19 protein-coding genes are annotated in these 19,052 nt (G+C 64.2%); 10 read left to right on the forward strand and 9 right to left on the reverse strand.

All coding sequences use genetic code 11. The annotated features are described in order from the left end of the window. Positions 1–19: 19 nt before the first annotated feature. Genes U1700_RS09725 through U1700_RS09735 form a run of 3 tightly spaced genes read right to left on the reverse strand, consistent with a single transcriptional unit; the run spans position 20 to position 3,270 of the window. Positions 20–409 carry a VOC family protein gene (locus U1700_RS09725; protein ID WP_332752985.1) on the reverse strand — a complete coding sequence of 130 codons (390 nt, stop codon included), beginning with the start codon at positions 407–409 and terminating at the stop codon, positions 20–22. Positions 410–469: 60 nt separating this feature from the next. Beyond that, positions 470–1,261 (reverse strand): phytanoyl-CoA dioxygenase family protein, encoded by a 792-nt coding sequence (locus U1700_RS09730; protein ID WP_332752379.1) that lies wholly within the window; start codon positions 1,259–1,261, stop codon positions 470–472. Then, positions 1,258–3,270, reverse strand: a complete 2,013-nt coding sequence (locus U1700_RS09735; protein ID WP_332752381.1) for an acetyl/propionyl/methylcrotonyl-CoA carboxylase subunit alpha — start codon at positions 3,268–3,270, stop codon at positions 1,258–1,260. The genes U1700_RS09730 and U1700_RS09735 overlap by 4 nt, the downstream gene beginning before the upstream one ends. A gap of 205 nt (positions 3,271–3,475) precedes the next feature. On the opposite strand from U1700_RS09735, the gene U1700_RS09740 reads away from it, so the two are divergent. From U1700_RS09740 to U1700_RS09755, 4 genes are all read left to right on the forward strand, one after another. Next, entirely contained in the window at positions 3,476–4,135 is a 660-nt protein-coding gene (locus tag U1700_RS09740) for a 50S ribosomal protein L25/general stress protein Ctc (protein ID WP_332752383.1), read from the forward strand. A gap of 80 nt (positions 4,136–4,215) precedes the next feature. Beyond that, the gene (pth, locus tag U1700_RS09745) at positions 4,216–4,785 is read left to right on the forward strand and encodes an aminoacyl-tRNA hydrolase (protein ID WP_332752385.1); all 570 of its coding nucleotides are present in this window, start codon (positions 4,216–4,218) and stop codon (positions 4,783–4,785) included. 46 nt (positions 4,786–4,831) lie between these two features. Further along, positions 4,832–6,304, forward strand: coding sequence for a hypothetical protein (locus U1700_RS09750; RefSeq protein WP_332752387.1), 1,473 nt, complete (start codon positions 4,832–4,834; stop codon positions 6,302–6,304). Between the two features lie 57 nt (positions 6,305–6,361). Further along, complete coding sequence (locus U1700_RS09755; protein ID WP_332752389.1) at positions 6,362–6,961, forward strand: TIGR02466 family protein; 600 nt, start codon at positions 6,362–6,364, stop codon at positions 6,959–6,961. A 38-nt stretch (positions 6,962–6,999) separates the two neighbouring features. Here the strand turns inward: U1700_RS09755 and U1700_RS09760 are convergent, their stop codons facing one another. After that, positions 7,000–8,760: a sensor domain-containing diguanylate cyclase gene (locus U1700_RS09760; RefSeq protein ID WP_332752391.1), complete on the reverse strand. Its 1,761-nt coding sequence runs from the start codon at positions 8,758–8,760 to the stop codon at positions 7,000–7,002. Positions 8,761–8,903: 143 nt separating this feature from the next. On the opposite strand from U1700_RS09760, the gene ychF reads away from it, so the two are divergent. Continuing rightward, positions 8,904–10,004 (forward strand): redox-regulated ATPase YchF, encoded by a 1,101-nt coding sequence (ychF, locus tag U1700_RS09765; protein ID WP_332752393.1) that lies wholly within the window; start codon positions 8,904–8,906, stop codon positions 10,002–10,004. Positions 10,005–10,216: 212 nt separating this feature from the next. On the opposite strand, the gene U1700_RS09770 is transcribed toward ychF, so the two are convergent. Beyond that, positions 10,217–11,809 carry a M20/M25/M40 family metallo-hydrolase gene (locus tag U1700_RS09770; protein WP_332752395.1) on the reverse strand — a complete coding sequence of 531 codons (1,593 nt, stop codon included), beginning with the start codon at positions 11,807–11,809 and terminating at the stop codon, positions 10,217–10,219. Positions 11,810–11,905: 96 nt separating this feature from the next. Here U1700_RS09770 and U1700_RS09775 point away from each other — a divergent pair, with 96 nt between their 5' ends. After that, entirely contained in the window at positions 11,906–12,355 is a 450-nt protein-coding gene (locus U1700_RS09775; RefSeq protein ID WP_332752397.1) for a MaoC family dehydratase, read from the forward strand. A gap of 101 nt (positions 12,356–12,456) precedes the next feature. Here the strand turns inward: U1700_RS09775 and U1700_RS09780 are convergent, their stop codons facing one another. Genes U1700_RS09780 through petA form a run of 3 tightly spaced genes read right to left on the reverse strand, consistent with a single transcriptional unit; the run spans position 12,457 to position 15,387 of the window. Then, positions 12,457–13,428 (reverse strand): cytochrome c1, encoded by a 972-nt coding sequence (locus U1700_RS09780; protein ID WP_332752399.1) that lies wholly within the window; start codon positions 13,426–13,428, stop codon positions 12,457–12,459. Positions 13,429–13,437: 9 nt separating this feature from the next. Further along, on the reverse strand, positions 13,438–14,775 hold the full coding sequence (locus U1700_RS09785; RefSeq protein WP_332752401.1) for a cytochrome b: 1,338 nt from the start codon (positions 14,773–14,775) through the stop codon (positions 13,438–13,440). Between the two features lie 15 nt (positions 14,776–14,790). Continuing rightward, complete coding sequence (gene petA, locus U1700_RS09790) at positions 14,791–15,387, reverse strand: ubiquinol-cytochrome c reductase iron-sulfur subunit (RefSeq protein WP_332752403.1); 597 nt, start codon at positions 15,385–15,387, stop codon at positions 14,791–14,793. 190 nt (positions 15,388–15,577) lie between these two features. On the opposite strand from petA, the gene U1700_RS09795 reads away from it, so the two are divergent. The 3 genes from U1700_RS09795 to U1700_RS09805 are packed head-to-tail and all read left to right on the forward strand — an operon-like array spanning position 15,578 to position 17,500. After that, positions 15,578–16,024, forward strand: a complete 447-nt coding sequence (locus U1700_RS09795) for a tRNA (cytidine(34)-2'-O)-methyltransferase (protein ID WP_332752405.1) — start codon at positions 15,578–15,580, stop codon at positions 16,022–16,024. Beyond that, positions 16,021–16,875 (forward strand): oxygen-dependent coproporphyrinogen oxidase, encoded by an 855-nt coding sequence (gene hemF, locus U1700_RS09800; protein WP_332752407.1) that lies wholly within the window; start codon positions 16,021–16,023, stop codon positions 16,873–16,875. Before U1700_RS09795 ends, hemF begins: the two co-directional genes overlap by 4 nt. 10 nt (positions 16,876–16,885) lie before the next feature. Continuing rightward, positions 16,886–17,500 (forward strand): GNAT family N-acetyltransferase, encoded by a 615-nt coding sequence (locus U1700_RS09805; RefSeq protein WP_332752409.1) that lies wholly within the window; start codon positions 16,886–16,888, stop codon positions 17,498–17,500. Here the strand turns inward: U1700_RS09805 and U1700_RS09810 are convergent. Beyond that, entirely contained in the window at positions 17,449–18,255 is an 807-nt protein-coding gene (locus U1700_RS09810) for a hypothetical protein (RefSeq protein ID WP_332752411.1), read from the reverse strand. The genes U1700_RS09805 and U1700_RS09810 overlap by 52 nt on opposite strands. A gap of 60 nt (positions 18,256–18,315) precedes the next feature. On the opposite strand from U1700_RS09810, the gene lipB reads away from it, so the two are divergent. Beyond that, complete coding sequence (lipB, locus tag U1700_RS09815) at positions 18,316–18,978, forward strand: lipoyl(octanoyl) transferase LipB (protein WP_332752986.1); 663 nt, start codon at positions 18,316–18,318, stop codon at positions 18,976–18,978. Positions 18,979–19,052: the final 74 nt, after the last annotated feature.

The following is a 19,052-nucleotide window of genomic DNA, read 5'->3' on the forward strand; positions in this document are numbered from 1 at the left end:
AAAAATGCCTAGTGCCCGTTTACGCGTCGGCGGGAAGCCGGTGCAATGCGCACAGCTTGTTGCCGTCGGGATCGCGCAGATAGGCGAGATACAGGTTCATGCCGCCACCGCTGCGCTTGCCCGGCGGGTCCTCGATCGCCGTGCCACCAGCGGCAACCCCCGCCTCGTGCCACGCATGGGCCTGCTCAGGCCCAGTCACTGCAAAACCGATCGTCGAGCCATTGCCATGGGTCGCCGGTTCGCCATTGATCGGCGGGGTGACAATGAACATCCCGCCGTCTTTCATATACAAAAGCCGACCCTTGGGATCGATCCGCCCTTCGCTCCCGCCGGTCGCGGTGAACAGCGCGTCATAAAATTTCTTCGACCGGTCAATGTCGTTCGACCCGACCATCATGTGGCTGTACATTTCGCTCTCCCTGATTCCTGTCTCGCGCTTCGATGCCATGCCAGGCCCTTCTCGCCAAGCTCAACCGCGCTTGGGCGGTTCGGCCTTCAATTCCTTTATCGTAACGTCGAGCAGCCCCTTGCCCGCCAACCGCCGGAAGAGCGGCCGATGCTCCACCGGAATTGCCTCGGCGTCTTCGCGGCTGACCAGCAGCCGGGCATGCTTCTTGAAATTCCGCACGTCGGTAAACCACTCGCGCGTATAGATCAGGTAGAGGATCGGACGCGGTCGGTCTGACATATTGGCCAACCCGCGGTGCCACAGGCGATAGTCCATCAGGAAGCAGCCGCCGCGCTTGACGTAAGGGAGTGTTGCGTTGCCGAATTCGGGAAAACCACCCGCGTCGTCCAGCCTCAGCGCCATGCTTCCGGGATATAATTCGGTCGTCCCAATGGCCGGGTCGAGATCGATCAGCGGGATTGCAACCGTGATCGCATAGGGCGGCAGGGTCACCGCCAGCCCCGCCTGCTCGGCGAACAGGGCCGGGTGATCGCGGTGAAATCGCTGGGGCTGGGCGCCCGGAAGCGCGGTCACCACGGTCGCATTGTCAATCAGATAGGGCTCGCCGAACACCGTCCCCAGCGCCATCATCAACAATGGATTGGCATAGAGCAGCGGATCGAGCAGCGCGCCCGTCAGCGCAATCGGCAAGTGCAGCCGCCGATCACCGACGTTCATGTGGAGCGGCAATTCATCCACGTCGAACGTGCCATATTGCCGCTCATATTCGTCGTGTGCGCGCTTGATCAGGGCCGGATCGAACAGCGTGTCGAACACCAGGCAACCATCGCTTGCGAGCCGATCGAACATCATTCGAACTCGACGATCACCTCGTCGACGGCCAGGCTTTGGCCTGCCGCTGCCGGGGTGGCCTTGATCGTAGTGGCCTTCGTCGCGCGGAGGATATTTTCCATCTTCATTGCCTCGATCACCGCGATCGGCTGGCCGGCCTCGACATTGTCGCCGGCCTTGACCTCGAGCCGGGTCAGAAGCCCCGGCATCGGTGCCAGCAGGAAGCGCGACATGTCGGGCGCTACCTTCTCGATCATGTGCTGGGTGAGGTCCGCGACATGCGGCGCCATCACTTCGACATGATGCCGCGCACCCAGCGTCGTGAATCGCCACCCGCGCCCTTCCTTCGCGATCCGCACGATCCGCCGCCGCCCGTCGAGATCGGCCACCAGCAGCCGCTGCCCCGGGACGTAGTCGGCGATCAGGTCGACCTCCTCCTCGCCATCGACGCTGACTAGCAGCCCGCCCTCATAGGGCTCGACCGCGACGGCAAATTCGGTTCCCGACACGCGAACGACATAGTCGCCATCGGGATAGACCGGCCCGCCAAGCTGCCCGTCGATCAGCGCCGCGCGAGTCTCGCTCGCCGCCGCGACATAGCCCGCGATCGCAGCGAGATCCTCAAGCAATTCCTCGCTCGCCGGGGCACCGTGGAAGCCGTCGGGATATTCCTCGGCGATAAACCCCGTCGTGATCTCCCCCGAGCGGAACCGCGGGTGCTGCATCAGGGCCGACAGAAAATCGAGATTGTCGCCGATCCCGTCGATCTGGAACGCGTCGAGCGCCGAGACCTGCGCGTCGATCGCTTCGATCCGGCTCGGCGCCCAGGTGACCAGCTTGGCGATCATCGGGTCGTAGAACATACTGACCTCGCCCCCCTCGGCCACTCCATCGTCGACGCGCACGACCGGGCTGCTTTCGGCCCGGCTCTGGGCAGGCGGGCAATAGCGCACCAGACGCCCCGTACTCGGCAAGAAGCCGCGATAGGGATCCTCGGCATAAACCCGCGTTTCGACCGCCCAGCCATTGAGCACTACATCATCCTGCGTCAGGCCAAGCCTCTCCCCCGCCGCAACCCGGATCATCTGCTCGACCAGGTCGAGCCCGGTAATCTCCTCGGTCACCGGATGCTCGACCTGCAGCCGGGTATTCATCTCAAGGAAGTAGAACCCCTCCCCGGTCTTGTCCGCGCCCGACACGATCAGCTCGACCGTCCCCGCCGAATAATAGCCCACCGCGCGGGCCAGCGCGACTGCCTGCTCGCCCATCCGCTGGCGCATCTGCGGGGAAACGAACGGCGATGGCGCTTCCTCGACCACTTTCTGGTGGCGCCGCTGGATCGAACATTCGCGCTCGCCCAGGTAAAGGATCGTGCCTTGCTGGTCGCCAAGCAACTGGATCTCGATATGGCGCGGCTGTTCGATGAACTTCTCGATGAACACCCGGTCGTCACCAAAGCTCGCCAGCCCCTCGCGCTTGGTCGCCTCGAACCCCTCGCGCACGTCCTGTTCGGACCACGCCAGCCGCATCCCCTTGCCGCCGCCTCCGGCCGAGGCCTTCATCATCACCGGATAGCCGATCTCGCCAGCGATCTTCACGGCATGATCGGTATCTTCGATTTCGCCGAGGAACCCCGGCACGACATTGACCCCGGCGGCCTTGGCCAGCTTCTTCGATTCGATCTTGTCACCCATCGCCGCGATCGCGCCCGGCGGCGGCCCGATGAATGTGATCCCTGCCTCGGCCAGTGCCTTGGCGAAACTCTCGCGCTCGGACAAAAAGCCATAACCCGGATGAACCGCCTCGGCCCCAGTCGCCTTGCACGCGGCAATAATCAGATCGGCCTTCAGGTAGCTGTCCGCCGCCGGCGCCGGCCCCAGCCGGACCGCCTCATCGGCCATCGTCACATGCGGCGCTCGAGCGTCGGCGTCGGAGTAGACCGCGACAGTCTTGATCCCCATCCGCTTGGCCGTCCGCATCACCCGGCACGCAATCTCGCCGCGATTCGCAATCAGGATTTTCGAAAACATCGGCAGTCCCTGTAATCATCGGCCCCGGTACGGACCCCCTCGGAAAGCCGTGGCACGAAACCCCCGGCCCTGCCAAGCAGCCCCCTCGTCTTGCCTGGCTCCGCCTTGCCTTCGCGGCGCCCCTTCGCTACAGGCCCGCCTGCCCACCGAACACCATCCCTGGAGGCGTCGGGGCGGGCGACAACATGACTGTAAGGAATATCCAATGAGCGAACAGCTGACGCTGCCCGCCGAATCGCGCGACCGGGCTGGCAAGGGAGCCTCCCGTGAACTTCGCCGCGCCGGTCGGGTCCCCGCCGTAATTTATGGCGACAAGAAGGAAGCCGTGTCCATCCACGTCGAGGAAAAATTGCTCGCACGGATGCTCTCGACGGGCCACTTCATGAACTCGGTCATCATGATCGACGCCGGCGGCACGCCGCACCGCACGCTCCCCAAAGACGTGCAGTTCCACCCCGTGTCGAGCCGTCCGATCCACGTCGATTTCCTGCGCATCGGCGAACATAGCCAGGTGCACGTCAACGTGCCGGTCCACTTCATCGACGAAGAGCTTTCGCCGGGCATCAAGCGTGGCGGCGTGCTCAACCTGGTCCGCCACGATCTCGAACTCGTCTGCGACGCGGCCGAAATCCCCGAGCAGATCGACATCAGCCTCAAGGGCCTCGATGTCGGCGATTCGATTCACATCTCCAACGTGACCTTGCCCAAGGGCGCCAAGTCGGCGATCGACGACCGCGATTTCACCATCGCCACGATTGTTGCTCCGTCTGCGCTCAAGTCCGAGGAAGGCGACAGCGATGAAGCCCCGTCGGCGAGCGAAGTGCCCGTCGTCGGCGAAGAAGCTGAAGGCGGCGAGGACGCCTGAACCTCTCCTTCGACTTCGTGATCGATCAAGCCCGCCCGTCCTGCATGTCAGGGCGGGCGGTTTTGTTATAGGACCATGGCATGCAAATCTGGGCCGGCCTCGGCAATCCGGGAACGCAATATGCGCTCCACCGCCACAACGTCGGCTTCATGGTCGCCGACACTATCGCCGCGACCTATGATTTCAGCCCGTGGACCAAGAAATTCCGCGCGCTGGTCAGCGAAGGCCGCATCGGACGCAACCGCGTGATGCTGCTGAAACCACAAACCTACATGAATGACAGCGGCGACAGCGTTCAGGCCGCGCTGCACTTCTTCAAGTTGCCGATCGACGCGCTGACCGCCATCCATGACGAGCTCGATCTCGCCCCGATGAAGGTCAAGGTCCGCACCGGCGGCGGGCTTGCCGGGCACAACGGCCTGCGCTCGATCGACGCCGCGATGGGCCCCGACTTTCGCCGCTTGCGGATTGGAATCGGTCATCCGGGAAACAAGGATCGCGTCACCGGCTATGTGCTTGGCAATTACGCGAAAAGCGAAATGGAGCCCTTGTCCGACCTGCTCGGCGCCGTCGCCGCCGAAGCCGAATGGCTCGCCGACCGCGACGACGTCCGCTTCATGAACGACGTTGCGCTGCGGCTCCACCAGTGACGCGATGGTTAACAGCTTTTTAGGCTCGCCCACCTAGACCGGGCCGATGCTGTCGCCAGTCGCCCCGTTCCCGCTTGCCGATACGCTTAAAAGCAAGGCCCGGGCCACCCGTCAAACGGGGGTGATCGTCACTGCACTGGTGGTGGCGGCGTTACTCCAGTCATTGGTCATCCCGCTCGATTGCGACGTCTCATGGCTACTGACCGCGAGCGAACAGGTATTGGCCGGCAAGCGGCTGTACATCGACATCATCGAAGTAAACCCGCCGGCCTCGGTATGGCTCTATCTGCCGATGGTATGGCTGGCGCATATGCTGGCGGTGAAGGTCGAGGCGGTCGTGGTGATCGTCACGCTGTTACTGGCAACCGCCTCGACGTGGGGCACCGCCCGCCTCGCGAGTGGCCTGTCCCGCCCCCCGGCACCACGTCCCCTGATCGCCGTGCTGGCATTCGTGACCATGGTTTTCCCTGCGGGCCTGTTCGCCCAGCGAGAGCATTTCGCGCTGCTCTTCGCACTTCCCGCCTTGACCGCCCTCTCGCTTGTTGCAGACCGGCGTCGGCTCGGGCTGGGGCAAGCCCTCCTCGTCGGCGCAGCGGCGGCGATGGTGATTATCATCAAGCCACATTTCGCCCTCGTAATCCTCCCTGCGGCAGGCTGGGCAGCGTGGCGCAGTCGCTCCCTGTCCGGCCTCCTGACACCCGCAATCACCGCTTTCGCGCTCGTAACCTTCTACGCGCTGGCCGTGTTGAAATTTGCCGACGCCTATCTTGCGCTCGTGCCGATGCTTGGCCAGCTCTACCTGCCGATGCGTGAAACCCCGCTCCGGCTGCTGCAGAGCGCGATGCTGCTCTCGCCCCTGTCGCTCGCAATTGTCGCCCGCGCGCTCGCCCCCCGCGCATGGCCGACGCTCAGCGTCACCCTGCTGTGCGGCTCGGCCGGGTTCGTGGTGGCCGGCCTGATCCAGGGCAAGGGCTATTTCAATCATGCCCTGCCCGGAATCGCGCTGGCGCTAGTGGCGGTCATCATCCTGTTCGGCGAGCCCTCGTCGCGCCCGTCGTTCCGCCCCCTCCTTGCTGCGGCGACCTTGTTCATGACCGCGTCGCTGTTCGTTCAGTTCGCCGCCCTTCGCCCACCCCCGGGCCTGGTGGACGCGATCGAACAGGTTGCCCCGCCGCACCCGTCGATCATCACGCTTGGCACCGGGCTCGCCACCGGCCACCCCGCAACGCGGCTCGTCGAGGGGCGCTGGGTCGGCACCTATGCTGCATTGACGGCGGCGGCAGGCGCGCGTTCTCGGAGCGGCGGGGTTACACCCCCGGCCGGGACCGACCTTGGCCGCTGGTATGCCGCCGACCTTGCAACCTTCTGCACCGACGTTGCGCGCGAACGGCCCGACCTCATCCTGGTCGAGCAGGCAAATTACCGCTGGCTCATCACAGATGCCGGAATTCGGCGCGCAATGGTCCACTATCGTCGCGCCGCCGTCGCCAACGACATCGAACTATGGGTTCGGCTTTAGTTGCCGCCCGGGATGGCTAGGCGCACTGCTACCGCTCGCCTATGCGTCGGCGGGTCCATGACCATCCGCCAGCTCTTCGCCACCCCGCTCTACGAAGCCGATCTCGCCGATGCGGCGCTGCTCGCCGAACTCGCCCACTCGATCCGCACGCTCGCAGGCGACGACGAGGCCGGGCGCCGCTGGAGTCGGACACATGGCTACAAGGGCTATACCAGCTACGCCTCGCTCAATGACCTGCCCCGCCGCGACCCGGTTTTCGCCGACTTCGCGCGCATCATTCTCAAACACGCCGCGCATTTCGCCGACGCGCTCGCGTTCGACCTGCCGCGCAAGCCAAGGCTCGACAGCCTGTGGGTCAATTTCCTGAAAAGCGCCGGCCACCACAGCGCCCACATCCACCCCCATTCGATCCTTTCGGGCACTTTCTACGTCGAAGTTCCGCCCGGTGCCGGCGCGATCCGGTTCGAGGATCCGCGCCTCCCCCTGATGATGGCCGCCCCCACCCGCCGCGCCGACGCGCCCGAGGAAATGCGCCCGTTCGTCACCGTTGCCCCGCGCCCCGGCCAGCTGCTGCTGTGGGAAAGCTATGTGCGCCACGAAGTCCTCCCTGGCACCGCCAAGGCCGAACGGCTGAGCGTCAGTTTCAACTTCGCGTAATTGGCGAGTGAGCGTGCACTACAGTTCTTCGCAACAAGTCACGCCGCCAGCGCCATCTGGTCACGTCCCCCGCGCTTGGCCGTATAGAGCGCCCGATCGGCCTGCTTCAACGCATGCTCCAGCCCGCGCGGGCCAAGCATCGACACCCCGCCGCTGACCGTGACTCCGATAATTTGGCTGCCGACTTCGGTCAGCGTCTGCCCCATCTCCTCGCGCAGTCGCTCGCACACCAGCAGCGCCTGAGGCACTTCGGTGCACGGGAACAGCACGGCAAATTCCTCGCCACCAAGCCTGGCAATGATGTCATCTTGGCGAATGACGTTGCGCAGAACCCGCGCAAAGGTCTGGAGCACCGCGTCCCCCGCATCATGACCGAAACGATCATTGACGAGCTTGAACCGGTCAATGTCGAACATCGCGACGCAATCGCTCTCGCCCGATACCGCCTCGGCCGCCCGCCTCTTCACCTCGCCTTCGAACGACCTGCGGTTGGGCAACCCGGTCAGCGGATCGGTCAGCGCGGCATCGCTCAACTCGCGCTCGGCCTCCTTGCGCGCCGTGACATCGCGAATGATGCACAGCGTGCTCTCGATCACCCCGTTCTCGTCGATCAGCGCCCGCCCCCGCGTTTCGAGCCATAGCTGTTTTCCGGTCGTGGTCTTGGCCAGATATTCGTAACTATGCGTCTTGCCGCGGGCGGCAAGCGTCGCCAGATGCCCTTGCCGAACGACGCCCAGAGCTTCGGGTACAACAAGGTTGCGGGCAACGGATCCATTCAGGTCCGCCGCTTCGAAACCGGTAATTCGGCTGATCGACGGGGAGACATACCGAATCCGGCCATCAAGCTCGAGATGCATCAGTATGTCGTCCGAATATTCTGCCACCAGGCGATAGCGTTGCTCACTGAGCTGCAGCGTCCGCAAGAGGTCGGTGCGGTTCTTCAAATCGGCGGCAACCGGAAGTACCGTCAGGACGATAGCGACGAGGTAGAATTGCAGAAAATGAATCTGCAGGTCGGTGTCGACGTTCATCAGGTTGACCGGGCCATAGCCGTGAACGGTGAATGCGCCGGCGATGGCAGCGATGATCATCAGGCCGATCACGCTTCCCGGAAATCCAAGGCGAAAGGCCAGCAGGATCATCGGTACGAACGGCAGGAACAGCAGTGGGGTGGCGCTTTGGCAAAAGACAACAATTGTCACGACGGCAACCGCCGCGACCAGCCCAACAAGCTCGCTTAGACCATGCTGGAGAAGCTCCTCGCGGATCGAGGCAAAACCATCCCGCGCCACTAACCGGGTCAGCGGCGTAAACATCAAATTGCCGATCGCGTGACCGCAAAATAGCTGGAGCGCGATTTGCGACCCATCGATGCCGAATGCATAGCATGTCACCCACGCCAGACCGCTAACCACACCGGGTGCGATCAGGCCGATTGGGATGACGAATTCGAGCATCCACCCGACCGAGCCCAGAGGATTGTGGAATGCCCGCGCACGAGTCAGGAACCACGCACCGGCCAACCCTTCCGTCATGTTAAACGCGGTCATTGGTCCGGCCATCAGCCAGCGGCCTTCAAGCAAGCCGCTGACCATGAACAGGGCGATGGCGCAGACAACGACGGTCGGGGCCCAGTCACCCCGAGCGCGGACCCGCAGGCACGCGAACATGATCGATGCGGGAAGCCACAGGAACGGTACGCCATTGTTGAGCTTGGCCAGAAACAGGCTCACGACCGCCGCAAGGAAGTAGGCGATGCCGATCGGTGCGACCGGGCGAAGGCGGTGAACAAAGTTCATGCCCGGGGCGTACGGCGCACGGCTTTGCCGGAGTCTTGCCACTTTGTCCGTTGTGGTGGCGATTGAACGGCAACCGCTGCTGCACTGGCCTTCCCGCCCGCCCACCCCTAGGGAGACGCCAACCATCATCACGGACGGATTTCATGGGTTTCAAATGCGGCATCGTCGGCCTGCCCAACGTCGGCAAATCGACCCTCTTCAACGCGCTGACCGAAACGCAGGCAGCGCAGGCGGCGAATTATCCGTTCTGCACGATCGAGCCCAACGTCGGCCAGGTATCGGTCCCCGACGCGCGGCTCGATAGGTTGGCCAAGATTGCCGGCTCGGCCAAGATCATCCCCACCCAGCTCGGCTTTGTCGACATCGCCGGGCTGGTGAAGGGCGCGTCACAGGGCGAGGGCCTCGGCAACCAGTTCCTCGGCAACATCCGCGAAGTCGACGCCATCGTCCACGTCCTGCGCTGCTTCGAAAATGACGACATTCAGCACGTCGCCAACAAGGTCGATCCGATCGCCGACGCTGAAATCGTCGAGACCGAATTATTGCTGTCCGACCTGGAAAGCCTCGAAAAACGAGTCCCCAACCTGATCAAGAAGGGCCAGCAGGGCGACAAGGACTCAAAGATTGCCGCCTCGGTCCTTGGCCAGGCGCTCGAACTGTTGCGCGAGGGCAAGCCCGCTCGCCTGACCGTCCCAAAGGACGAAGAGGAAGAACGCGCTTTCGCCCAGGCCCAGCTGATCACAGCGAAACCGGTGCTTTATGTCTGCAACGTCAACGAGGACGAGGCCGCCGCGGGCAATGCCCTGTCCGAAGCTGTCTTCGCCAAGGCCAAGGCCGAGGGTGCCAACGCTGTCGTCGTCTCGGCGGCGATCGAGGCCGACCTTGTCACCATGGAAATGGATGAACGGCTGGTCTTCCTTGAGGAGATGGGGCTTCACGAGACCGGGCTCGCCCGCGTCATCCGCTCCGGCTATGACCTGCTCCACCTGCTGACCTTCTTCACTGTCGGCCCCAAGGAAGCCCACGCCTGGACCCTCGAAAAAGGCCGCAAGGCCCCTCAGGCCGCAGGCGAAATCCACTCCGACTTCGAACGCGGCTTCATCCGCGCTGAAACCATCGCCTATGACGACTATGTCGCGCTGAACGGCGAGGCGGGCGCCCGCGACGCCGGCAAGCTGCGTCAGGAAGGCAAGGAGTATGTCGTCAAGGACGGCGACGTCCTCCACTTCAAGTTTAACGTCTGAAGCACAGTTTTTGTTTGCGAAAAACGGCACCGGCCCGCTCCCCGCTATGAAACAGAGTGTCCGGGGGACACTCTGGGAAATGGCCGACCTCCCACAGCGTAAACTGTTTGGGAGGTCGGGTGGGGGAGTGGGCCGGTTCCGAACCAGCGTAGCGTCACAGACAAAATGCGGCGCGGATTTACTCCGCGTCGTCCCTCGCCGTGAAGATCACCTCACTCGTTCGGATCCGCCACCCTGAACGGGTCGGTTACCACCGGGCGGCTCGGCAACGGCGGACGCGGCAATTCCTTGTCGCTGTTGGCCGCCGCCCACAACACCCCCGCCAGCACCACCGCCGCCTGGCGCAGGTCGTCGGGCCGCATATGGTCGAGCGTGTCGAGGTTGGAATGGTGAACCCGGCTTTCGTAATCGAGCGGGTCCTGGATGAACTGATAGCCCTGGATGCCGATTGCCTGGAGAAACACATGGTCGGTGCCCCCGGTCTTGCTCGTCACCACGCTGCCCGCCCCCATCGACGCGAACGGTGACAGCCATTCTTTCAACAATGGCGCAGCGGCACCATTCTGCTCGGCATAAAGCCCGCGCAGCTTGCCCGAACCATTGTCCATGTTGAAATAGGCCTTGAGCGCGTCATAGCCGGGCTTCTTGGTGATCGGGTAAGCATTGCTCCACGCCGAATAGGCCTCGATTCCGGTCAGCCCGGGCGGCAGCGGGCGCGCTGCCAGATGCTGCTCGATATAGGCTCGGCTGCCGAGCAATCCCTGCTCCTCGCCTTCCCACAAGGCAAAGCGGATCGTTCGCTTCGGCGCCACGCCGAGCGAGCGCAGGATCCGCGCCGCCTCGATCACTACCACGCTGCCCGCGCCATTGTCGCTCGCCCCGTCGCCCGCGATCCAGCTGTCGAAATGGCCCCCGGCCATGACATAGCCAGCCTTGGCGTCGCGCCCCGGTATCTCGGCGATGATGTTGTGCGCGTTGCGGTCGCTGTCGTCGAAGCGGACATTGCTCGACAGTTCGACTACCGGGTTGGCCCCCGTCACTGCCAGCCGGGCGAGCAGCCGGTAATCCTCCCCGGCCATGTCGAACCCGGGCAGGCTCGGCGACGTACCGACCGCATAATCATAGCCTTCGCCGCTCACCAGGCCATTGTCGCGATAACCCCGCTTGATCCACGCCACCGCGCCCTCGGCCTTGAGGAAGGCATCGAGCTTCAGGCTGAACCCGCGACGCTTGGCGCGCAAGGCCGCCCGGTCGGGGTCGAAACTGGGCAGGTCATATTTGTCGAGGTCGTGAATATCGCCATCGGAATAGCGCTTGAACGCGCCTTCCTTGGCCTCATCGGTCGTCCCCGGCAGGCTGATGAGCACAATCTTGCCGGCCAGCTTCCCTTTCCACGCCTCGAAATTTTCCGGCTTCGACATCGGCGCGACCACGATCGGGGCGCTGATCACGCCATTGGTCGGCGCGGTCCACGCCACCGGGATCAGCATCAGCGGGCGCGATCTCGGCTCGACCAGTCGGCCCGACCGGCTGATCAATTCCCACCCGCGGCCAAAGTCGAACGCCTCCTTGTGGACGTTGGCCAGCCCATAGCCGCTGAACTTGCCCATCGCCCATGTCTCGGCGCGGCGCAGGCTCGGCGAATTGGTCAGCCGCCCGCCGATCCCGTCCATCAATTGCGAAGCGTTGGTCATCAGCTGGCTGCGGTTGAGACCCTCGTCGATGATCCGGGCGGTCTCGGGCGGCTCGGCCATCGCGCCACTCGCCATCATCGCCGCGACCCCGGCCAACATCCATCCACGCATGAAATACTCCCCCGTCTGTCTCGCCGCGCAATCGAGCAGGGGGCTTCGCGTCTGACAAGCCTTGCTTCGACCAACGGCGGACGGCATCACGACGACATGATCTATTTCGAAGACCTTGAGCCCGGCCAGACGACGCAACTTGGCCATGTCGACGTCACGCGCGAGGAAGTGCTGGAGTTTGCGCGCCGCTATGACCCGCAACCGTTCCATCTGTCCGACGAGGAAGCCGCCAAGACCCATTTCGGGAAGATTGCGGCGAGCGGCTGGCACACCGCGTCGATGGTCATGGCGCTGACCGTGGCACAGGGCGTGGCACAACCCCGCGCGACGCTCGGCTCCCCTGGGCTCGATCAATTGCGTTGGCTAAAGCCGGTCTACCCCGGCGATCGCCTGACCGCGCGCACGACTATCCTCGACAAGACCCCATCGCGCTCCAAGCCCGATCTCGGCAGCTTCCGCGCCGAAGCCATTGTCACCAACCAGGACGGCGTCGAGGTGATGCGGTTCACCTCGATCGTCCTGATCAAGCGCCGCCCTTCGCCCTAGTCGTCACCCCGGACTTGATCCGGGGCCAGCCTTTTTATCTTAAGCGCAGGAAGCAGGCGGGTCCCGGGTCAAGCCCGAGATGACGACCGCCCTCTTTGCCTTTAGTGCCCGGCCCCAGGCTCTGGCCCGCCGGCGATCCCGGCTTCAACCCGCGCTTCGGCCCGCTTCTCCATATTATCGGGATCGAGCGGCCCCACCGGCGCCACCTGGCGCTTCGCGTCGGCCCAGATCGCGGTGTAGCTCATGTAAGCCAGCACGGTCGCGATCAGCAGGAAGATCAGCACCGTCACCCCGACCGCGTGGCGAGTCTCGAGCTTGGGCTCGGCGGTCCACGTCAGGAACGCGGCGACGTCCTTGGCATTCTGGTCGACCGTCGACTTGGTCCCGTCAGCATAGCTGACCTGCCCGTCCGCAACGAGCGGCGGCGGCATCGCGATGTTGAGGTTCGCGAAATAAGGATTGAAGTGAAGTCCCTTCGGCGTCGTCGCGTCCGGGAATTCCTTGAGCAATTCCTTGCCCTCTTCGTTCCTGTACCCTTCCTGCTTCGCATAGCCGGTCAGCAGCGAATAGACGTAAGGCGCCCCGCCTTCGCGCGCCTTGGTCATCAGCGAAAGATCGGGCGGAAGCGCATTGTTGTTGCCGGCCCGCGCCGCAGTCTCGTTGGGATAAGGTGACGGGAAATGATCGGCCGGAAGCGCCTTGCGGCTCGCCGGCTCACCAGTTTCCGGGTTGATCGAGGGAACTTCGGTCGCCCACTGGTTGGCGATCGCCTTCACTTCGGCGTCGGTATAGCCAAGCTGGCGAAGGTCGCGGAATGCCACCAGTTTCAGCGAGTGACACGCCGAGCAGACTTCCTTGTAAACCTGGAAGCCGCGCTGGAGCTGCTGGCGGTCATACTTGCCCAGCGGGCCATTGCTGGCCAGCTGAAGCTCCTTGGGCTCCTTGTGGAAGCCCGCAGTTTCGGCGGTCGGCGCCGGCGGATCGGTGATGAACCCCGTCAGGTTGACGAAGAACGAGAGCAGCAACAGGCCGGCGAAGAAAATACCGACGAGAAAGGCGAGCAAGCGGATCATGGTCGGTCCTTATTCGGCGGCCGCGAGGGCAGGCGACGCAGTCGTCGCCAGTCCGTAGGGCGCACTTTCCTGGGCCTCGCCATGAAGCACCGACGCCGAGATCGACGAGGGCAGCGGCAAGGGACGCTCGACCTTGGCAACGATCGGCAGGATCACCAGGAAGTGGAGGAAATAATAGGCCGCGCAAATCTGGCTGAGCATCACGAAGAAGGGCGATGCCGGCGCGCCTCCGCAATAGCCCAGGATCACCACGTCGGCGACCAGTAGCCAGAAGAAGCGCTTGAACAGCGGGCGGTAATTGCCCGACCGGACCGGCGACTTGTCGAGCCACGGCAGGAAGAACAGCAGCAGGATCGATGCGAACATCGCCAACACTCCAAGCAGCTTGGCGGGCATGATCACGATCCCCGTGAACGGGATGCTGAGGTCGCTCGTGAACGCACGCAGGATCGCGTAAAATGGCCAGAAATACCATTCGGGAACGATGTGCGCCGGGGTCGAGAGCGGGTTCGCCGGGATATAATTGTCGGCATGGCCCAGATAGTCCGGCGCGAAGAAGATGAAGAAGCAATAAAGGATCAGGAACACCCCGACCCCGAAGCCGTCCTTCGCCGTATAGAAGGGGTGGAACGGCAGCGTGTCCTTCTCGGTCTTCACATCGACCCCGGTCGGATTGCCCGATCCCGGAATGTGCAGCGACCAGATGTGCAGGATGACGACCCCCATGATCACGAAAGGCAGCAAATAATGCAGCGAGAAGAAGCGGTTGAGCGCTGACTGGTCGGGCGCGAACCCGCCCAGCAGGAACACCCGCAGCGGCTCGCCGACGATCGGGAAGGCCGAGAAGAAGCCAGTGATGACCTGCGCTCCCCAATAGGACATCTGGCCCCACGGCAGCACATAGCCCATGAACGCGGTCGCCATCATCAGCAGGTAGATCACCAGACCAAGCATCCACACCAGCTCGCGCGGCGCCTTGTAGCTGCCGAAATACAGGCCGCGAAAAATGTGAATGTAGACCGCGACGAAGAAGAAGCTCGCGCCATTGGCGTGGGCATAACGCAGCATCCACCCGGCGTTGACGTCGCGCATGATCGCTTCGACGCTGTTGAACGCTCCGTCGGCACTCGCGAAATAATGCATCGCCAGCACGATGCCGGTGATGATCTGGACTGTCAGCATCAGCCCCGACAGGACTCCGAAGTTCCAGAAATAATTGAGGTTGCGCGGGACCGGGTAGCCGCCGCCAAGCGAGCCATAGACCAGCCGCGGAAACGGCAGCCGCTGGTCGAACCAGCGGCCGATTTCCGTCTTGGGTTCATATTCGCGGGCCCAGCCAAAGCTCATGACGAATGTCTTCCCTTAACCGATTTTGACGACGGTCGGCGAACTGAACGAATAGTCCGGGACCAACAGATTCTTCGGCGCCGGACCTTTGCGGATCCGCGCGGCGGTGTCGTAGGCCGATCCGTGGCACGGGCAGAAATATCCGCCGAACGGCCCCTTGTTCTCGCCTTCGCCGGTGCCCAGCGGGATGCAGCCCAGGTGAGTGCACACGCCCAGCGTGATCAGCCAGTTGGCGTGACCCGGCTTGGTCCGCTCGGCCAGCGTCTGCGGATCGCGCAGGCTCGACACGTCGACCGCATTGGCCTCGGCGATTTCCTTTGGCGTCAGATTGCGGACAAACACCGGCTGCTTGCGCCAGCTGGTCTTGATCGCCTGGCCCGGCAAAATCTTGGAGATATCGACCTCGACCGATGCCAGCGCCAGCACGTCGGCCGACGGCGCCATCTGATAGACCATCGGCGCAATCGCGGCGACGCCGCCGATCCCCGCAAAGCTCAGCGCGGCAATGTTGATCACGTCGCGGCGGCGAACGCCATCATCGATCGGGGCATCGACGGGGCCAGCCTCGCCTGCCAGCGGCGCGTCGTGCGAAGGATTGTCCAGCGTTGCCATGCTCACCCTATTGATCGGCCCGGCCGCGAGAAGTGCGGACGTTGGTAGAAACTGCAGATACGGCTCCGCGACGACACGAGGCCGTGGCGGGTTGGCGCGCTGATAGCGTTTCATGCCCATGTTGCAAACGCCAAAAAGCCCGCAAACCGATGCTTGCCGCCGAACATGTCCATGGCCTAGCGCGTGCATCATGCGGATTGCCCTGTTCGAACCCGAAATTGCCGGCAATGTCGGCGCCGTCCTTCGCCTCGGCGCCTGCCTTGGTGTCGCCGTCGACCTGATCGAGCCGATGGGTTTTGCGTGGGACGACGCCCGCGTCCGCCGCACCGCGATGGATTATATCGACGCGGTCGAGATTACGCGCCACTCCGGCTGGGACGCTTTCCGCGCCGGTTGCCCCGGCCGTCTCGTCCTGCTCACGACCAAGGGCAATGCCTCGCTCTATGACGCCGCCTTTGCCCCCGACGACATCTTGCTGATCGGCAAGGAAAGCGCCGGGGTGCCCCAGTCGGTCGCCGACCAGTGCGCCCTCGCCCTGCGCATTCCCATCCGCCGCGAGGTCCGCTCGCTCAACCTCGCCACCGCCGCCGCGCTTGCCCTGGGCGAAGCGCTGCGCCAGACCGGACAATTGCCATGACCCCGCTCGACGATCAGCAATCCGCCGCCAAGGCCTGGTTCGAGGGTTTGCGTGACCGCATCACCGCCGAGTTCGAGGCAATCGAGCGCGAGGCCGGCTCCGACGCGGCCTTCACATACACCCCTTGGGACCGCACTGAGTCGGACGCCGATGGCAATGTCACGCCCGGCGGCGGCGGGGTGCGCGGGCAGATGACCGGCAAGATATTTGAAAAAGTCGGGGTCAACGTCTCGACCGTCGGCGGCCAGCTTAGCCCCGAATTCGCCGCCTCCATCCCCGGCACCGACGATGACAAGAGCTTCTTCGCCACCGGCATCAGCTTGGTCGCGCACATGGCCAACCCCCATGTCCCCGCGGTCCACATGAACTGCCGCATGCTGTCGACCACTCGCCGCTGGTTCGGCGGCGGCGCCGACCTCAACCCTGCCATCCCCAACGCCGAGGACACCGACGCCTTCCACGCCCGCCTACGCGCCGCCTGCGCCGCGCATGATCCGACCTTCTATCCGCGCTTTTCAAAATGGGCCGAGGAGTATTTCTGGCTGCCTCACCGCCAGGTCGCGCGCGGCGTCGGCGGAATATTCTTCGACCGGCTGGAGGATCATTTCGATGCCCACTTCGCCTTTACCCGCGACGTCGGCGAGGCCTTCCTCGACATTTTCCCCGCGATCGTCCGCCGCCGGATGAACACCCCTTTCACCGACGCCGACCGCGAGACCTTGCTCGAATATCGCGGCCGCTATGTGGAGTTCAACCTGCTGTTCGACCGCGGCACGCTGTTCGGGCTCAAGACGGGAGGCAATATCGACGCCATCCTGATGAGCTTGCCCCCCCTGGCGCGCTGGGCTTGAAGGTGGGGTCGTGAGCCTCGAATTCCTCGCCCCCACGGAGCTCGCCGCCGTCGTCACCTATCTCGAGATGCGCGTTCGCCCGGACGTCACCGTCCCGCCCAGCCCGCTCCGCCTCGACCCTCGCCCCGCGATCACCCCCGCCGCCTACCGCACCCTGTTCCGCGCCGTCGGTGCCCCATGGCTATGGTTCTCGCGCCTGATCGACAGCGATGCCACCCTTGGCGCGCTGCTCCACGATCCCGCGATTGCCCTGTTCGCAATCCTCGACGACCACGACACCGAAGTCGGAATGCTCGAACTCGACTTCCGCACCCCGTCACAATGCGAACTCTCCTTCGTCGGCCTGATCCCTGCTTATGCCGGGCAAGGCCACGGCCATTGGCTCCTAGCCGAAGCCGTCACCCGCGCCTGGGCCCATCCCGGCATCACCCGGGTCCATGTCCACACCTGCACGCTCGATCATCCCGCCGCGCTGGCAACCTACATCCGCGCCGGCTTCACCCCCTACAAGCGCGCGATCGAGCGGTTCGCCGACCCCCGCGTCATTGGTGCGCTTGCCCCCGACGCCGCGCCTCAGATCGCGCTGCTCGGCACCCCCGGTTCGCCTGCGGCAAGCTGCGAATAGGCGCGGGCGAAGAACACCGTGAACACCACCGAGAACGCCGCCTGCGCCGCCGCCCCGACCAGCGCGATCAGCAGCGCGCCGAGGCTCCACGGCGTGGGCTTGTCGAACGCCAGCTTGACGACCAGCCCGACGACACTGTCCAGCGCCACGATCACCACCAGTCCGCCAACCCCCAGCAGCAAGGCCGCGCCCAGCAACCTGAGCACATGCCCTCGCGTGATCGCGAACGCGCGCTTCAGGATCAGCACTGGGCCGCCCGGTTCGGCGGCGGCAATCGCAGTGTTGAGCAGGCAGCGAACGCCAACAATGATCGTCGCGACCATCGTCACGACCAGTGCCAGCAGCACCAGCAGCCCGACAATCGGACTGATCCCCGCCCCCGGCTTGGCCACCACTGTCGCCGCCCCGCCCAGCAACGTCGCCACGATCACGATCGGCATCATCGGGATCAACACCGACCCCAACAGCGCCGGTACCCGCATTGCGGCATGGCGAATCGCCGCCCCGACGGGTTCGCGCTCGCCCAGCGCCAGCCGGGCGATGGCGATCTGGCCGACCAGCGCGATCAATATCTGGACCATCAGCAGCAACAGGAAGGTCCCGCCCGGCTGCTCACCGCGCTTCACCGGCGCGGCCAGCGCGGCGATCACCCCGGGAAGGAACAGCAGCGCCAGCGCGATCGGCACGATCAGCTTGGTCTCGCGGACGATGAACCCGCTGGTGTCGTCCCACGCCCTGGAAATCGATAGTCGCACGTGTCGCCCCTTTGCTCGCTTGTCACGCCTCTATGCGGGGCGCCCCATGCGGTGGCAATCATGACCGTGCTCGCCTCCCCCGAATGGCGCATCGAGCCCGGCCTGACCGATTATGCCCGCGCCCTAACCACGATGGATGCCCGCGCCGCCGCCATTCGCGCCGGCACAGCTGGCGAGCTCGCGTGGCTGGTCGAACATCCGCCCTTGTTCACTTCGGGCACCAGTGCCGACCCGGCTGAACTGACCAACCCCGCCGGCTTTCCCGTCCACCACGCCGGGCGCGGCGGGCGCTTCACCTATCATGGGCCGGGCCAGCGGGTCGGTTATCTGATGCTCGACCTTGATGCGCGCGGGCGCGACATCCGCCATTTCGTCCATAGCCTCGAAGCCTGGCTGATCGCCGCGCTTGCTAGACTCGGGGTTGCCGCCCGACGCGAACCGGGACGCATCGGGCTGTGGGTCGGGCAAGGCACCGACGAGGCCAAGATCGCGGCGATCGGGGTGCGCGTGAAACGCTGGGTCACGCTTCACGGCTTCTCGGTTAACGTTGCGCCTGACCTCGATCATTTCGGCGGGATCATCCCGTGCGGAATTAGTGATTTTGGAGTCACCAGCCTCGAAAAGCTCGGAAATAAGGCCAGCATGGCCGATCTCGACGCCTCGCTTGAGGCAGAATTTCCCATTTTTCTGGCCAATTTGAGCAGAAGCATCAAAGTCACTTGAGGCGAAGCGCCTTTTTCGACTACACCGGGCGGGATTTGGGAAAGCGGGGCACCCTCGTTCCAGATCTTACAATC

The organism is Sphingomonas sp. RB1R13 (assembly GCF_036663775.1).
In the GTDB taxonomy this organism is placed as follows: Bacteria; Pseudomonadota; Alphaproteobacteria; order Sphingomonadales; family Sphingomonadaceae; genus Sphingomicrobium.

Coding starts and splice junctions, on each gene's coding strand:
- U1700_RS09770 (WP_332752395.1), bottom strand. CDS start 11,809: ATGCGTGGATGGATGTTGGCCGGGGTCGCGGCGATGATGGCGAGTGGC.
- pth (WP_332752385.1), top strand. CDS start 4,216: ATGCAAATCTGGGCCGGCCTCGGCAATCCGGGAACGCAATATGCGCTC.
- U1700_RS09735 (WP_332752381.1), bottom strand. CDS start 3,270: ATGTTTTCGAAAATCCTGATTGCGAATCGCGGCGAGATTGCGTGCCGG.
- petA (WP_332752403.1), bottom strand. CDS start 15,387: ATGGCAACGCTGGACAATCCTTCGCACGACGCGCCGCTGGCAGGCGAG.
- U1700_RS09785 (WP_332752401.1), bottom strand. CDS start 14,775: ATGAGCTTTGGCTGGGCCCGCGAATATGAACCCAAGACGGAAATCGGC.
- U1700_RS09740 (WP_332752383.1), top strand. CDS start 3,476: ATGAGCGAACAGCTGACGCTGCCCGCCGAATCGCGCGACCGGGCTGGC.
- U1700_RS09775 (WP_332752397.1), top strand. CDS start 11,906: ATGATCTATTTCGAAGACCTTGAGCCCGGCCAGACGACGCAACTTGGC.
- U1700_RS09795 (WP_332752405.1), top strand. CDS start 15,578: ATGCGGATTGCCCTGTTCGAACCCGAAATTGCCGGCAATGTCGGCGCC.
- U1700_RS09760 (WP_332752391.1), bottom strand. CDS start 8,760: ATGAACTTTGTTCACCGCCTTCGCCCGGTCGCACCGATCGGCATCGCC.
- U1700_RS09725 (WP_332752985.1), bottom strand. CDS start 409: ATGTACAGCCACATGATGGTCGGGTCGAACGACATTGACCGGTCGAAG.
- U1700_RS09780 (WP_332752399.1), bottom strand. CDS start 13,428: ATGATCCGCTTGCTCGCCTTTCTCGTCGGTATTTTCTTCGCCGGCCTG.
- U1700_RS09730 (WP_332752379.1), bottom strand. CDS start 1,261: ATGATGTTCGATCGGCTCGCAAGCGATGGTTGCCTGGTGTTCGACACG.
- lipB (WP_332752986.1), top strand. CDS start 18,316: ATGACCGTGCTCGCCTCCCCCGAATGGCGCATCGAGCCCGGCCTGACC.
- hemF (WP_332752407.1), top strand. CDS start 16,021: ATGACCCCGCTCGACGATCAGCAATCCGCCGCCAAGGCCTGGTTCGAG.
- U1700_RS09750 (WP_332752387.1), top strand. CDS start 4,832: ATGCTGTCGCCAGTCGCCCCGTTCCCGCTTGCCGATACGCTTAAAAGC.
- ychF (WP_332752393.1), top strand. CDS start 8,904: ATGGGTTTCAAATGCGGCATCGTCGGCCTGCCCAACGTCGGCAAATCG.
- U1700_RS09755 (WP_332752389.1), top strand. CDS start 6,362: ATGACCATCCGCCAGCTCTTCGCCACCCCGCTCTACGAAGCCGATCTC.